Annotated in this window: 15 protein-coding genes and 1 tRNA gene; 12 read left to right on the top strand and 4 right to left on the bottom strand. The window is 42.6% G+C overall.

The genetic code is table 11. From position 1 onward, the window contains the following. Positions 1–94 precede the first annotated feature (94 nt). Together C8D94_RS01635 and C8D94_RS15165 are read left to right on the top strand one after the other, a co-directional pair. Positions 95–2,047: a cation:proton antiporter gene (locus C8D94_RS01635; protein WP_115122162.1), complete on the top strand. Its 1,953-nt coding sequence runs from the start codon at positions 95–97 to the stop codon at positions 2,045–2,047. Positions 2,048–2,092: 45 nt separating this feature from the next. Further along, the gene (locus tag C8D94_RS15165; RefSeq protein WP_147278478.1) at positions 2,093–2,320 is read left to right on the top strand and encodes a hypothetical protein; all 228 of its coding nucleotides are present in this window, start codon (positions 2,093–2,095) and stop codon (positions 2,318–2,320) included. A gap of 124 nt (positions 2,321–2,444) precedes the next feature. Here C8D94_RS15165 and lepA read toward each other — a convergent pair whose 3' ends face one another. Then, positions 2,445–4,241 (bottom strand): translation elongation factor 4, encoded by a 1,797-nt coding sequence (gene lepA, locus C8D94_RS01630; RefSeq protein ID WP_115122161.1) that lies wholly within the window; start codon positions 4,239–4,241, stop codon positions 2,445–2,447. Positions 4,242–4,517: 276 nt separating this feature from the next. On the opposite strand from lepA, the gene dusB reads away from it, so the two are divergent. Next, positions 4,518–5,513 carry a tRNA dihydrouridine synthase DusB gene (gene dusB, locus C8D94_RS01625; RefSeq protein WP_115122986.1) on the top strand — a complete coding sequence of 332 codons (996 nt, stop codon included), beginning with the start codon at positions 4,518–4,520 and terminating at the stop codon, positions 5,511–5,513. A 1-nt stretch (position 5,514) separates the two neighbouring features. Here dusB and C8D94_RS01620 read toward each other — a convergent pair whose 3' ends face one another. Together C8D94_RS01620 and rbfA are read right to left on the bottom strand one after the other, a co-directional pair. Continuing rightward, a complete protein-coding gene (locus C8D94_RS01620) occupies positions 5,515–6,723 on the bottom strand; it encodes an ABC transporter permease (RefSeq protein ID WP_115122160.1) in 1,209 nt (402 codons plus the stop codon). Between the two features lies 1 nt (position 6,724). Then, a complete protein-coding gene (gene rbfA / locus C8D94_RS01615) occupies positions 6,725–7,120 on the bottom strand; it encodes a 30S ribosome-binding factor RbfA (RefSeq protein WP_115122159.1) in 396 nt (131 codons plus the stop codon). A 58-nt stretch (positions 7,121–7,178) separates the two neighbouring features. On the opposite strand from rbfA, the gene mce reads away from it, so the two are divergent. From mce to C8D94_RS15160, 3 genes are all read left to right on the top strand, one after another. Further along, complete coding sequence (gene mce / locus C8D94_RS01610; RefSeq protein WP_115122158.1) at positions 7,179–7,583, top strand: methylmalonyl-CoA epimerase; 405 nt, start codon at positions 7,179–7,181, stop codon at positions 7,581–7,583. A 104-nt stretch (positions 7,584–7,687) separates the two neighbouring features. After that, positions 7,688–7,761: transfer RNA gene (locus C8D94_RS01605), tRNA-Ile, on the top strand. Positions 7,762–7,990: 229 nt separating this feature from the next. Next, a complete protein-coding gene (locus C8D94_RS15160) occupies positions 7,991–8,224 on the top strand; it encodes a hypothetical protein (protein WP_147278477.1) in 234 nt (77 codons plus the stop codon). Here C8D94_RS15160 and C8D94_RS01600 read toward each other — a convergent pair. Continuing rightward, positions 8,205–8,795, bottom strand: coding sequence for a riboflavin synthase (locus C8D94_RS01600; RefSeq protein WP_115122157.1), 591 nt, complete (start codon positions 8,793–8,795; stop codon positions 8,205–8,207). The genes C8D94_RS15160 and C8D94_RS01600 overlap by 20 nt on opposite strands. Before the next feature lie 53 nt (positions 8,796–8,848). Here C8D94_RS01600 and pdxA point away from each other — a divergent pair, with 53 nt between their 5' ends. The 6 genes from pdxA to accC all read left to right on the top strand — a co-directional run bounded on the left by pdxA (position 8,849) and on the right by accC (position 13,856). Then, a complete protein-coding gene (gene pdxA / locus C8D94_RS01595) occupies positions 8,849–9,910 on the top strand; it encodes a 4-hydroxythreonine-4-phosphate dehydrogenase PdxA (RefSeq protein ID WP_115122985.1) in 1,062 nt (353 codons plus the stop codon). Between the two features lie 82 nt (positions 9,911–9,992). Continuing rightward, on the top strand, positions 9,993–10,535 hold the full coding sequence (locus C8D94_RS01590) for a YceD family protein (protein ID WP_115122984.1): 543 nt from the start codon (positions 9,993–9,995) through the stop codon (positions 10,533–10,535). Positions 10,536–10,543: 8 nt separating this feature from the next. Next, positions 10,544–10,741, top strand: a complete 198-nt coding sequence (gene rpmF, locus C8D94_RS01585; RefSeq protein ID WP_115122156.1) for a 50S ribosomal protein L32 — start codon at positions 10,544–10,546, stop codon at positions 10,739–10,741. A gap of 174 nt (positions 10,742–10,915) precedes the next feature. After that, complete coding sequence (locus C8D94_RS01580; RefSeq protein WP_115122155.1) at positions 10,916–11,911, top strand: beta-ketoacyl-ACP synthase III; 996 nt, start codon at positions 10,916–10,918, stop codon at positions 11,909–11,911. A 24-nt stretch (positions 11,912–11,935) separates the two neighbouring features. Next, positions 11,936–12,427, top strand: a complete 492-nt coding sequence (gene accB, locus C8D94_RS01575; protein WP_115122154.1) for an acetyl-CoA carboxylase biotin carboxyl carrier protein — start codon at positions 11,936–11,938, stop codon at positions 12,425–12,427. Positions 12,428–12,503: 76 nt separating this feature from the next. Next, positions 12,504–13,856 (top strand): acetyl-CoA carboxylase biotin carboxylase subunit, encoded by a 1,353-nt coding sequence (accC, locus tag C8D94_RS01570; protein WP_115122153.1) that lies wholly within the window; start codon positions 12,504–12,506, stop codon positions 13,854–13,856. Positions 13,857–13,935 lie beyond the last annotated feature (79 nt).

Below are 13,935 nucleotides of genomic sequence, written 5' to 3'. Positions count from 1 at the left end.
GCTATGGCTTTTTCAGTTCTTACTAATGTTTTATTAAATATTTCGGCAGGTTCTGCTATATTTATATTTTCATAGCCGAAAACAAAACACCTCAATGTTAGAACTAGCCGGAATTATAATTTTAGGAATCTTTGCACAATGGATCGCCTGGCGATTTAAAATCCCAGCCATCTTGCCACTCATACTCATAGGACTTTTTGTAGGGCCCATTTCTACATTAATCTCTGAAGACGGCACCCAGTGGATACAACCCATCTGGAACACCGAAAAAGGTTTTTTCCCAGGCGAGAGCCTATTTTACTTCGTGTCGCTTGCCATAGGAATCATTCTTTTTGAAGGGGGACTCACCCTTAAATTGGGTGAGATAAAAAAAGTGGGGGGCGTTATCGGGAAACTCATTAGTTTGGGTTCTGCCATAACATTTTTTGGCGCAGGTGCCGCAGCACACTACGCTTTTGGGCTTAGCTGGAAAATTTCGTTTCTTTTTGCGGCCCTGGTAATTGTAACGGGACCTACGGTTATTACGCCTATTCTCCGAAACATCCCTCTAAAGAAAGATGTCTCGGCAGTACTGAAGTGGGAAGGAATATTGATAGATCCCATTGGTGCGCTTGTTGCGGTTTTGGTATTCGGTTTTATAAGCGTGAACATACCCGTAGGAATGGAAGAGGTAGCTACCGAGAGTATGTCCGCAGCAGCAAACAGCCATGAGGGCCAAGCTGGTGGGGGTAGTTATACCAAGCACGCTTTAATCGAGTTTGGAAAAATCGTAGTGGTTGGGTTTGCATTTGGTCTTGCCGGTGGTTTTGCGATGTACCACGCCGTGAAGAGAAAAGTAATTCCACACTATTTATTGAATGTAGCCTCTCTCTCCTTGGTGCTACTAATTTTTGTATTGAGCGATCTTTTTGCGCACGAGAGCGGGCTTTTGTCCGTAGTGGTTATGGGGATGTATCTGGGAAATACAGATTTACCCAACCTAAAAGAGCTATTGTATTTTAAGGAGTCCCTAAGCGTATTGCTAATTTCTATCTTATTCATACTACTTGCGGCAAATATTAGCATAGACGACCTTATGCTTATTTACAACTGGAAGACGGCCGTTCTTTTTGCAGTGGTGATTTTTATTATAAGGCCTATTGGGGTTTTCTTGAGCACGCTGGGCTCTAATTTAAAAACAAACGAAAAGGTTTTTATAAGCTGGGTGGGTCCGCGCGGTATCGTGGCGGCAGGTATTGCCTCACTTTTTGGGACCAAGCTGGTTGAACTGGGCGTTCCCGGCGCCGAGTATATCACCCCACTGGTGTTTGGGCTGGTCTTGGTAACCGTACTGCTTAATGCTACAACAGCAAGAATGGTTGCATCGCTTTTGGGGGTATTCCTCAAAAAATCGGAAGGAGTTATGATAGTAGGGGGTTCAAGAGTGTCAAGATTGATTGCCTCGTATTTACAGAAGAACGACCGCCACGTGGTACTGGTAGACTCTAACCGAACCAACGTACAAAAAGCAAAAGAGCTTGGGATAGATGCTATAAACGCAAACATATATAGTGACGATCTTACCGATAATATTGAACTGAACGATGTGGGTTATCTTTTGGCAATGACGGGCAATGACGAGATCAACCGTCAGGCCATGAACCGTTTTGGGAAACAATTTGGCGAAAATGGAACCTTTAGGTTGATGACCTCGGAAGAGCTGCTCAATAATGATGAATCGAACAAAGAGGACGTTTTCAGCAACACACACGATTATATACGCTTTACCGAAGTAGCTCGCGATTATCCTTCCATACAAGAAATTGAAGTGGACGACCACACAAGGTTCTTGAAAGTATTGGAGACCATTAGGGACAACGATGATGCCATCCCATTGTTTATAAAGAACTCCAACGGCAACCTAGAGCTTATAGACACCCTTACCGAATTTGACATAGAAAAAGGAAGTGCCATTGCCTATCTTGGAAAACCTATAGATTTTGAAGATGTTGTAATTGCCACCAACGAAGATGGAAAGTTACCCACCGCCGAAAACCAAAACGTTTAAAATAAAACCGAAAGGGCAAGCGTTTACCTACTGAAACTTCTTTCCATGAAACAATTCCAAATACCCTTACTTATATGTAGTGCAATGCTCTTATTGTCTTGTGGCGACGATGATGAGCGCACATGCCAGTTTTGCAGTAGCGACCAGACCCCAGAGTTCCAATTGTGCCGTGAGCCCAATGGTAATGCATCGGTAAACGGTGAAGATACGGGTACTAATTACGAAATATACCTAGATGGACTTGTTGAGGCTGGGGCCTCCTGTGGAGGATAAGCGGGGTAAGTTCCAAATTTCAAATTAGTTTTTAGTTAATATTGACATGGAGCTCATGAACCAAGGTAGCTGATTGGTTTTTTAATTTGAAAGCCATGGTTCAAAATTAAAAATTGTACCGAAACTAGTCGTTCAATTTCAACACCGCCATAAACGCTTCCTGCGGAATTTCAACATTACCCACAGCGCGCATACGTTTTTTACCTTTTTTCTGCTTTTCCAGCAGTTTACGTTTACGTGAGATATCACCCCCGTAACATTTGGCGGTTACGTCTTTACGCAGGGCCTTTACCGTCTCACGGGCAATAATCTTGGCTCCAATGGCTGCCTGTATAGGAATATCAAACTGTTGGCGCGGGATGAGCTGGCGTAGTTTCTCACACATTTTCTTCCCAATGTCGTATGCATTGTCTTGGTGCAATAATGCCGAGAGCGCATCTACCGTATTTCCATTCAACAGCACATCCACTTTTACCAATTTGGACTCGCGCATTCCAATGGGCGCATAGTCAAAAGAGGCATAACCCTTTGAAACGGTTTTTAGCCGGTCATAAAAATCGAAGACTATTTCGGCCAGTGGCATGTCGAAGGACAATTCAACCCTTTCTGTGGTCAAGTAGGTCTGGTTTGTGATCTGGCCTCGTTTTTCAATACAAAGCGACATCACGGGACCTACAAAGTCAGACTTGGTGATAATAGTAGCTTTTATAAAAGGTTCTTCCACACGGTTAAGGGTAGAAGGTTCAGGAAGGTCGCTAGGGTTGTTCACCAAGATAACTTCGTCCGGCTCCCTGTTGGTATAGGCGTGGTAGGAAACGTTGGGCACGGTGGTTATCACCGTCATGTCAAATTCACGCTCCAAGCGTTCCTGGATAATCTCCAAATGTAGCATTCCCAAAAACCCACAACGGAACCCAAAGCCCAATGCTGCCGAGCTCTCGGGCTGGAACACCAGGGAAGCATCGTTCAACTGTAGCTTTTCCATCGAGGCTCGAAGCTCTTCGTAATCTTCGGTATCTACGGGATAGATTCCTGCAAAAACCATAGGTTTTACGTCCTCGAACCCTTCAATCATATTGGTAGTTGGGTTTTTGGCATCGGTAATGGTGTCTCCCACTTTTACTTCAACAGCTTCTTTAATCCCGGTAATCAGGTACCCCACATCACCAGTTTTAATAACTTGTTTTGGAAGCTGTTTCAACTTGAGTGTCCCAACTTCATCGGCATAATAGGTTTTGCCCGTTGCCATGAATTTTATGTGCTGTCCTTTTCTTATTTCGCCGTTCAACACCCTAAAATAGGTTTCAACACCACGGAAAGGGTTATAAACCGAATCGAATATCAACGCTTGTAAACTTTCGTCTGCATTGCCCTTAGGGGCTGGCACTCTCTCAATAATGGCAGCCAGGATATCGTCAATTCCCAGACCTGTTTTGGCACTGGCAGGGATTATCTCTTCGGCGTCACAGCCCAGGAGATCCACGATATCGTCGGTTACTTCTTCAGGATTTGCAGAAGGTAAATCTATCTTATTGAGAACTGGGATGATTTCCAGATCATTCTCCAATGCTAGATATAAATTTGAAATGGTTTGTGCCTGGATACTCTGGGCGGCATCAACAACCAGTAGCGCCCCTTCACAGGCGGCTATACTTCGGGATACTTCGTAGCTAAAATCTACGTGGCCAGGCGTGTCTATTAAATTCAGGATATAGTTTTCACCTTTATAGGTGTATTCCATTTGTATGGCGTGGCTCTTAATGGTAATACCACGTTCACGCTCCAAATCCATGTTGTCCAACAGCTGCGCTTGTTCCTCACGCGCCGTAACAGATCCCGTAGCGCTCAACAATCTGTCTGCCAAGGTACTTTTCCCGTGGTCGATATGTGCAATGATGCAAAAGTTTCGGATGTTCTTCATATTTCGACTCCGCTCAATATATTGCTGCGGGTAATATTTTTAGTGCCAACGATTCAAAATAAACTCTAAGAATCTTAGGTGCTATATATTTTCTGCTGAAATTTCAGCAATCCAATTAGTTTCTTAGCTTTTTAAGAGCTTGCTTAAAAAGTACGCAAATATACTTTAAAAAGCTAGTTTTTGCTCCCTGAAAGCTACAATACTAACATATTGATTATTTTTGCACTTTATATTAATGTAATTATAAACTCTCCGCTTGCTGAGCGGAGCCGAAGTGTGGCAAAAATAGGAAACATAGACGTAGGCGAATTTCCGCTGTTGCTCGCTCCCATGGAAGATGTGAGCGACCCGCCCTTTCGTGCGCTCTGCAAAGAGCAGGGAGCCGACGTGGTATATACCGAATTTATCTCTTCGGAAGGGTTGATTCGGGATGCCGCCAAGAGCGTGATGAAGTTGGACATTTACGAAAAGGAACGCCCTGTTGGAATTCAGATTTTTGGCGCAAACCTTGACTCAATGCTGAAAAGTGTTGAAATCGTGGAAGCCAGTGGCCCCAACATTATCGATATCAACTTTGGTTGTCCCGTAAAAAAAGTGGTGAGCAAAGGTGCTGGAGCAGGAATCCTAAAAGATATTGACCTCATGGTTTCTTTGACCAAGGCCATGGTCGAGCATACCAAATTACCCGTGACCGTAAAGACCCGTTTGGGCTGGGACCACGACAGCATAAAAATTGTTGAGGTTGCCGAGCGTTTGCAGGATGTAGGCTGCAAGGCCATTGCCATCCACGGCCGTACACGGGCCCAAATGTACAAGGGCGATGCCGACTGGAAACCCATTGCCGAAGTGAAGAACAACCCTAGGATGCACATCCCGGTTTTTGGAAATGGCGATGTAAATACTCCAGAACGTGCGGTTGAGATGCGCGACAAATATGGCTTGGATGGGGCCATGATTGGGCGTGCCAGCATAGGTTACCCCTGGTTTTTTAAAGAAGTAAAACACTACATTAAGACAGGAACCCATTGCGCACCGCCCACTATGCAAGAAAGGGTGGAAGCTGCTCGTCGTCACCTACAAATGTCCATTGACTGGAAAGGCGAAAAACTGGGTGTTTTTGAAACCCGCCGCCATTATACCAACTACTTTAGGGGCATCCCTCATTTTAAGGAGTATCGCATGAAGATGGTGACCAGCGACGACAGTAAGGATGTGTTTGCCGCTTTTGATGAGGTGCTGGAAAAGTTTGGCGATTTTGAGTTTAGCCATTGAATCAGCTAAGCAACCTTTTGCGAACCCTGCTAGCTGCGATCTTCGAAGCGATAAGCCCCAACAGTGTTATGGTCACAAAAACAACCACTACATTCAGTACATTTAATTTAACGGGATAGGGGAGCGAGGCCGTGATGTACACTAACTTAAACTGTAACTGCGCCCAGACTATAAGTACGCCTAGAACAATCCCCAATATTCCCCCCAGAACCGTCATCAAGGCTCCCTGTAAAAAGAAAATACGCCGTATTTCTTTTATAGTAGCCCCTAGATTGTAGAGGGTCTTAATATTCTTTCGTTTGTCCAATATCATCATAATAATGGAGCCAATGACGTTAAAAAGTGCAATGATAAGTACCAGCGTAAAAATAAGGTACACGGCAACCTGTTCGGTATTCAGCATTTTGTAGAGGGCGTCGTTTTGCTGGATCCTGTTCTTTATCACCACGTTTTCGGCAGTAAAAATTTCAGCAAGTTGTGTACGCACTTCCTTTTCTGAAACCTCTGGCCTCAGTTTTATCGCGATGGCCGTTACTTTGGTGCTGTCCAGTTGGAGGAGATCCCGCGCAAAACCAAGATCGGTAAAAATGTATTTTCCGTTAACGTCTTCATTTACATCATAAATTCCTGATGCTATAAAATCACGCTTGGTGAAAGCATTTGCTAGGTCTGTGTTCAAAATTTGTCCCGTACCGGGCTTGGGCACAAAAACCTCGGGGAGACTGCTAAAATCCATAGTGCCCAAGGATAGTTTGTGCGCAATATTATATCCAATTACCGCTTCTTGCTGGCGCTCTTGAAACCAGCGGCCTATGAACATAATACTATCTGTAACGGTTACTTTGCCGTAGTTTGTGTCTACCCCTTTGATATAGGCAATATGATTTTTCCCCTCAAAACGTATAAAGACACGCTCCTCGATTACTTTCGAAAATGCTTCAATTCCTTCAATTTTTTGGAGTTGGTTTTCGGTGGCTTCAGGAAAAGTGATGGTTTTTCCCTTTTCTGGGATTACGAGCATGTCGCTATCAAACACATTTGTAAACTGAAGGCTGAAATCCTTGAGTCCGGAAAATCCCGAGAGTACTATAAAGAGTGCCATAGCCCCCACCACGATGCCTATTGCCGCAATAATGGTTATAATGTTTATAGCATTGCTGCTGCTTTTTGAAAACAAATACCGCTTTGCGATGTAGAGCGGGAATTTCAAGTTATTTCTTTTTTCTTTTAGCGAGCAGTTCTGGGTTTTCAATAGGGTTATCTGTCCCCTTTACGGCTTTTTCTATACCTTCGATATAGTCCAGCGAGTCGTCATTGAAAAAGAGGAGGTCTGGCATTTTGCGCAACTGGTTTTTGGTACGTTGTGCAATCTGGTGCTTTATCTGAGGTGTTGTCTTTTTTATTTCTTCCAGTAGCGATGCGGCTTTTTCTGAAGGGAATATACTTACATACACCTTTGCGATAGAAAGATCTGTAGTCACGCTCACTTTGGATACGGCCACGATAATTCCCGTCTGTCCCGCTTCACGTAATAGTTCCTGTAGCACTTGGGCAATATCGCTTTGCAGTACACCTGCTATTTTTTTCTGTCTGTTACTTTCTTCCATAGTACAAAAATAGCACAATAAGATTTGTTATTTTTGAAATACACTTAGTATTAAAGCCATGAACAAGATAGAGCACTTAGGAATTGCGGTAAAAGACCTTAAAGCCGCCAATGAGATTTATACTAAACTCTTGGGATATCAGCCCTATAAAACCGAAGGTGTTACCAGTGAGGGTGTAAACACGTCATTTTTTAAATGTGGGGAGAGCAAGGTGGAATTGCTGGAAGCTACAAACCCAGATAGCCCCATTGCCAAGTTTATTGAAAAACGTGGAGAGGGAATCCATCACGTTGCTTTTTCCGTAGATAATATCGAAACTGAAATGAAACGACTTGAAAAAGAGGGTTTTGTTTTGCTAAACCAAGAACCTAAAAGAGGCGCAGACAACAAGTTGGTCGCATTCTTGCATCCCAAAAGCAGCAACGGTGTGTTGGTGGAGCTATGTCAAGATATTGTTGAATAAAGGATTTCAGCTAATATTTGCGCCAAAAAGTTTGCAAAACTCATAAAGTTATTATCTTTGCAAACTATTTTAAAGGTTGAGGCAACCCTAAAATCTTTAAAACCGGTCCCATAGCTCAGTTGGTTAGAGCACCTGACTCATAATCAGGTGGTCCTTGGTTCGAGCCCAAGTGGGACCACATTTTTTTGACAAGCTGAAATTTTAAACCGAAAACCGTTTACATAAGATTATTAATCTTTAAAACTTGGGTGAGAAGTTTATGCTGAGCCTGTTGAAGTGAGCCCAGGTGGGACCACAATTTTTTTTGAAATTAGGAGTTAAAAAGAAAAGGAAGCGGTTAATAACTTTTCAATAATGTTGAAAAGTATTGTCTGTTTCAAAAATTTCATTACATTTAGACCCTAAATATGCGACCCCAAATCGTAAAAATATTCCCCTACGTGCTATGCTTTATTGCTAGTACCAGTGTTTTCGGAGCGTCCCTACAGACGATCAACGAACCACCCCCACCTACTTCACAAAGAACCCCCGGCCCAGAATTACCTATTGACGAGAATATCTATATTTTAGTGGCCTTAGCGATTATTTTAGGTGTCTATGTAGCTTACAAAAGACATAAAGCTATCCAGAAAGCCCAATAAGGCGCTTTACGTATTTTCCAATTACATCAAACTCTAGGTTTACTTTTGTGCCTATCTCAAAAGTTGAAAAATTTGTGTGCTCGTAGGTATAGGGGATAATTGCTACGCTAAATTCAAATTCTTTCGAATCTACCACAGTCAAACTCACGCCGTTAATCGTGATGGAGCCTTTTTCAATAGTAACATTTTTGTTGTGCCTCCCATAGGAAAATGTAAAGTACCAACTTCCGCCAGCTTCAGATATAGCAACACATTCCCCAACTTCATCTACGTGCCCCTGAACTATATGGCCGTCAAGCCTAGCGCCAAGTTTCATGGCGCGCTCTAAATTAACAAGATCGCCAACTCTCCAGTGGCCAAGATTAGTTTTCTCCATTGTTTCCTTTATTGCTGTCACGGTGTAGGTATTACCATTTATTGCAACTACAGTTAGGCACACCCCGTTATGTGCTACACTTTGATCGATCTTTAGCTCATTTGCAATATCAGCCTCTATGCTGATGTGGAGATTATCCTCCTCAGGTTGTAGGGAGGTAATTTTGCCAAGGGTTTCTATAATTCCTGTAAACATAGTTGCAATTGGTTACATTTGTACCACAAAAATACAACGATTACAATCTCAAGATGGGCAAAAGCGATAAAATTATAGTAGGTATTTCTATAGGGGACCTAAATGGTATAGGTAGTGAAACTGTGTTAAAGACGTTTCAGGATGCACGAATGCTGGAATTTTGCACCCCAGTGATCTTTGCTTCGGTAAAACTGATGTCGTTCTTCAAAAAGACATTTTCGCTGGACGTGCCTGTGTATGGGATTGATAGTCTGGACAAAATCGCACACAAAAAAGTAAATGTATTCAATGTGTGGAAAGAACAAGTAGACATTAACTTTGGGAAAGAGGAAAAACATATTGGGGCCTATGCTATTAAATCATTGGAGGCTTCGGTGCAGGCTTTAAAAGAAGGACAGATAGACGTTCTGGTAACCGCGCCCATCAATAAAAGTAACGTACAGTCCGAAAGTTTTAACTTTCCTGGCCATACAGACTATCTTGCGAGGGAGTTGGAGGGCGAGAGTTTAATGCTCATGGTTTCCAACAATCTGCGTGTGGGGCTTTTAACCGACCATGTTGCGGTTAAGGATATTTCGGCAACCATTACCAGAGAGCTTATTGAAAAGAAAATCAACACCATACATAAAACACTTATTCAGGATTTCGGAATCCCAAGACCAAAAATAGCCGTTTTGGGAATAAACCCCCACATTGGAGATAATGGGGTTATAGGAAAAGAAGACGATGAGGTGTTAATACCAACCCTTACCAATTTGCGCAATAACGGGAAGTTGGTATTTGGTCCCTATGCGGCAGACAGCTTCTTTGGCTCCTCAAACTACAAGAATTTTGATGTTATTATTGCCTCCTACCATGACCAAGGATTGATCCCTTTTAAAACACTCGCCTTTGGTACGGGCGTTAATTTTACCGCAGGATTGTCCAAGGTTCGTACCTCGCCAGACCATGGGACTGCATTCGACGTGGCAGGAAAAGGCGTTGCGGATCACGAAAGTTTTAAACAGGCAGTGTATACGGCGATAGACATCTTTCAGAAACGCAATGAATATGAGGAGATTTCAGAGAACCCCCTGCAAACAAATAAGCGAAAACCTTTTTCAAAAAAGAAATAGTACAAGGGCGGCGCAATTGAAATAATTTTTTATCTTTGCACCCGCCTTTTGACGAAGGTGGGGAATGATAACAGGCGTGGATATGAAAGAATTGAAAGATTTTACCATCCCTTTTATAGGGCTGAAATTAGGTAAACACCCGTTTCATTTTGAGATTACAAATACGTTCTTTGAGCATTTTGAGTATGAAGAGTTTAATGGGACAGACATTAAACTTGACGTATTGTTGGACAAAAAAACAACACTTTTAGAGTTCACATTGAATTTTAAAGGTACCGTGAACGTCCAATGTGACATCACCAACGAACCTTTCGACCAGGAAATTTCAGGAAACTATCACTTCGTCGTAAAATTTGGAGACGAGTACAACGATGAAAACGAAGACCTTTTGATAATCCCGCACGGAAGCCACGAGGTGAACATTCAGCAATACGTTTACGAATCTATTGTACTTTCGCTACCCACAAGGTTGATACATCCAGGGGTAGAGGATGGAACATTGGAAAGCGACATACTCGATAAACTTGAAGAATTGAGCCCAAAGCAGCCTAAAGAAAAAGTTGAAGAGGGCGACCAAGTAGACCCAAGATGGGACGAATTAAAAAAACTATTAACGGATAAATAATATAAGTAATGGCACATCCTAAAAGAAAAATCTCAAAAACCAGAAGAGATAAAAGAAGAACTCATTACAAAGCGGTAAAGCCAACATTAGCACAGGATCCAACAACTGGGGAAACTCACTTGTTCCACAGAGCACACTGGCACGAAGGTAAATTATATTACCGCGGTCAAGTTGTGATTGACGCTACTGAAGAGGTAGAGGCTTAAACACAACCATTTATAGCATACACTAACTCTCACACCCCCTTGTGAGAGTTTTTTTGTTACCTGTTATTTTTATTCAAAAAAAGCTGTTTACCATCTTATTTTGATGTTTTTTTAGTAATTTTCACAACTTTTAAGGACCTTATTGGTCTTTTTGCGTGAAAGTAAGATAACTCTATGAGCAAAATATCAGCAGCAATCACAGCTGTAGGAGGCTATGTGCCAGACTACGTACTCACCAACCAAATCCTGGAAACCATGGTGGATACCAATGACGAGTGGATCACCACCAGGACAGGTATTAAAGAACGTAGAATTTTAAAAGACAAAGACAAAGGCACATCCTTTCTGGCCATTGAAGCCGCAAAAGATTTGCTGAAAAAAAGCAATACAAACCCAGAAGATATAGACATGGTCATTATGGCAACAGCCACGCCAGATATGCCCGTCGCAGCCACAGGCGTTTACGTAGCCACCCAGATTGGAGCCGTAAACGCTTTTTCTTTTGACCTTGTTGCGGCATGTTCCAGCTTTCTTTTTGGGATGTCCACCGCAGCAAAATATATCGAATCTGGCCGCTATAAAAAAATACTTCTTTTGGGCGCAGACAAAATGTCCTCTATTATTGATTATGAAGATAGGGCTACCTGCATCATTTTTGGTGATGGCGGAGGTGCCGTGCTATTCGAACCCAATACCGAAGGCTATGGCTTGCAAGACGAATTCTTACGGACCGATGGGATAGGGAGACAAAGCCTAAAGATAGATGCTGGTGGATCGTTGCTTCCTCCCTCTGCGGAAACAGTGGCAAACAAGCAACACTATGTATTCCAAGATGGAAAAACGGTTTTTAAATTTGCTGTTTCCAATATGGCAGATGTAAGTGCCAAAATCATGGAGCGTAATAATCTTACCGATGATGATGTAAACTGGCTGGTACCACATCAAGCCAATTTGAGAATTATTGACGCAACCGCAAAAAGAATGAACCTTCCCAGTGAGAAGGTGATGAAAAACATACACAAATATGGAAACACCACTTCGGCAACACTGCCATTATGCTTGGTGGACTACGAAAAACAACTTAAAAAAGGAGATAAATTAGTGTTCGCATCCTTTGGAGGCGGATTTACCTGGGGATCTATATATTTAACCTGGGCGTATAATTCCTAATAATAACGATTAAAATTAACCAACATGGAGTTAAAAGAAATACAAAGCTTGATTAAGTTCGTGGCAAAATCTGGAGCCAGCGAAGTAAAACTAGAGATGGAAGATGTGAAAATTACCATACGTACAGGTGAAGCTGGAGGAAAGGGTGAAACCACATACATCCAGCAAGTACCTGCTGTAGCAGCAGCTCCTGCGGCAGCACCAGCACCAGCTGCGGCACCTGCAGACGCAGCACCAGCAGCTCCGGCCACACCAGCTGCATCGGAAGATTCAAAATACATTACGGTAAAGTCACCCATCATCGGAACTTTCTATCGTAAGCCGGCACCAGACAAACCTATGTTTGTTGAAGTAGGCTCTACCATAAACACCGGGGATGTTCTATGTGTTATTGAAGCGATGAAACTCTTTAATGAGATAGAAAGTGAAGTTTCTGGAAAAATCGTGAAAATTTTAGTGGACGATGCTTCTCCAGTAGAGTTCGACCAGCCACTTTTCTTAGTAGACCCGTCGTAATTTAAACACCAAAGTTTTGAATTGCACATCCCTTTTGTGGGATTTGGGATTTGGGATTTGTTAATTTCAGAGAATTATGTTTAAAAAGATATTAATAGCAAATAGGGGAGAGATTGCATTACGTGTAATCAGAACCTGTAGAGAGATGGGCATTAAATCGGTTGCGGTATACTCCAAAGCTGATGAAGAAAGCCTACATGTTAAGTTTGCCGACGAAGCCGTTTGTATTGGTCCTGCACCTAGTAGCGAAAGTTACCTAAAGATGAGTAACATTATCGCAGCTGCAGAAATTACCAATGCCGATGCTATACACCCAGGATATGGGTTTCTTTCAGAAAACGCAAAATTTTCACGTATCTGCCAAGAACACAATATCAAATTTATTGGGGCTTCTCCAGAAATGATCGAAAAAATGGGAGATAAGGCCATGGCCAAAGCTACCATGAAAGCTGCAGGCGTACCGTGCGTACCGGGAAGTGATGGAGTGATAGAAGATTTTGAAACCTGTAAAAAAGTGGCAAAAGAAACCGGCTATCCAGTGATGCTAAAAGCAAGTGCTGGAGGTGGAGGAAAAGGGATGCGAGCTGTATGGAAAGAAGAAAACCTACAAGCAGCATGGGAATCTGCACGACAGGAAAGTAAAGCTGCTTTCGGAAATGACGATATGTATATGGAAAAGCTCATTGAAGAACCACGACATATTGAAATACAGGTCGTAGGCGATAGTACGGGCAAAGCGTGCCATTTGAGCGAGCGTGACTGCTCCATACAGCGCCGCCACCAGAAGTTGACCGAAGAAACCCCAAGCCCCTTTATGACCAAGAAATTGCGTAACGACATGGGGATGGCAGCTGTAAAAGCAGCCGAATTTATAAAATATGAAGGTGCCGGAACGGTAGAGTTTTTGGTTGATAAACACAGAAACTTCTACTTTATGGAAATGAACACCCGTATCCAAGTAGAACACCCCATTACCGAACAGGTAATAGATTTCGATTTAATACGTGAGCAGATTTTGGTTGCGGCGGGAGTACCCATTTCTGGAAAGCACTATACGCCAAACTTGCACTCCATAGAATGTCGTATCAATGCTGAAGATCCCTATAACGATTTTAGGCCTTCACCAGGAAGAATCACAACACTTCACGCCCCAGGAGGCCATGGGGTTAGACTGGACACACACGTATATGCAGGCTACACGATACCGCCCAACTATGACTCTATGATTGCTAAGTTAATCACGACTGCGCAGACAAGAGATGAAGCCATCAATAAAATGAAACGCGCATTGGACGAGTTTGTAATTGAAGGTATAAAAACCACAATCCCATTCCATAGACAGTTAATGGACCATCCAGATTATGTGGCAGGAAATTACACCACTGCTTTTATGAACGATTGGAAAATGGCGCCTCCAGAAGAGGAATAGTGGTTAAAGTATTGAGCACTCAACCTCAAATCCCAAAGAGCACCTTTGGAATTTGGGGTTTTTTGTTTTAGAAAAATAT

It is taken from the genome of Marinirhabdus gelatinilytica, assembly GCF_003353425.1.
Lineage (GTDB): Bacteria > Bacteroidota > Bacteroidia > Flavobacteriales > Flavobacteriaceae > Marinirhabdus > Marinirhabdus gelatinilytica.
The sequence above is the reverse complement of the archived record's forward strand: the minus strand, read 5'-3'. Positions and strand labels throughout refer to the sequence as shown.

What these genes read in the sequence shown, in the direction of transcription:
- accC (WP_115122153.1), top strand. Translation starts at nt 12,504, where the DNA reads ATGTTTAAAAAGATATTAATAGCAAATAGGGGAGAGATTGCATTACGT.
- C8D94_RS01590 (WP_115122984.1), top strand. Translation starts at nt 9,993, where the DNA reads ATGAAAGAATTGAAAGATTTTACCATCCCTTTTATAGGGCTGAAATTA.
- C8D94_RS01600 (WP_115122157.1), bottom strand. Translation starts at nt 8,795, where the DNA reads ATGTTTACAGGAATTATAGAAACCCTTGGCAAAATTACCTCCCTACAA.
- accB (WP_115122154.1), top strand. Translation starts at nt 11,936, where the DNA reads ATGGAGTTAAAAGAAATACAAAGCTTGATTAAGTTCGTGGCAAAATCT.
- C8D94_RS15160 (WP_147278477.1), top strand. Translation starts at nt 7,991, where the DNA reads ATGCGACCCCAAATCGTAAAAATATTCCCCTACGTGCTATGCTTTATT.
- mce (WP_115122158.1), top strand. Translation starts at nt 7,179, where the DNA reads ATGAACAAGATAGAGCACTTAGGAATTGCGGTAAAAGACCTTAAAGCC.
- lepA (WP_115122161.1), bottom strand. Translation starts at nt 4,241, where the DNA reads ATGAAGAACATCCGAAACTTTTGCATCATTGCACATATCGACCACGGG.
- rbfA (WP_115122159.1), bottom strand. Translation starts at nt 7,120, where the DNA reads ATGGAAGAAAGTAACAGACAGAAAAAAATAGCAGGTGTACTGCAAAGC.
- pdxA (WP_115122985.1), top strand. Translation starts at nt 8,849, where the DNA reads ATGGGCAAAAGCGATAAAATTATAGTAGGTATTTCTATAGGGGACCTA.
- rpmF (WP_115122156.1), top strand. Translation starts at nt 10,544, where the DNA reads ATGGCACATCCTAAAAGAAAAATCTCAAAAACCAGAAGAGATAAAAGA.
- C8D94_RS01635 (WP_115122162.1), top strand. Translation starts at nt 95, where the DNA reads ATGTTAGAACTAGCCGGAATTATAATTTTAGGAATCTTTGCACAATGG.
- C8D94_RS01580 (WP_115122155.1), top strand. Translation starts at nt 10,916, where the DNA reads ATGAGCAAAATATCAGCAGCAATCACAGCTGTAGGAGGCTATGTGCCA.
- C8D94_RS15165 (WP_147278478.1), top strand. Translation starts at nt 2,093, where the DNA reads ATGAAACAATTCCAAATACCCTTACTTATATGTAGTGCAATGCTCTTA.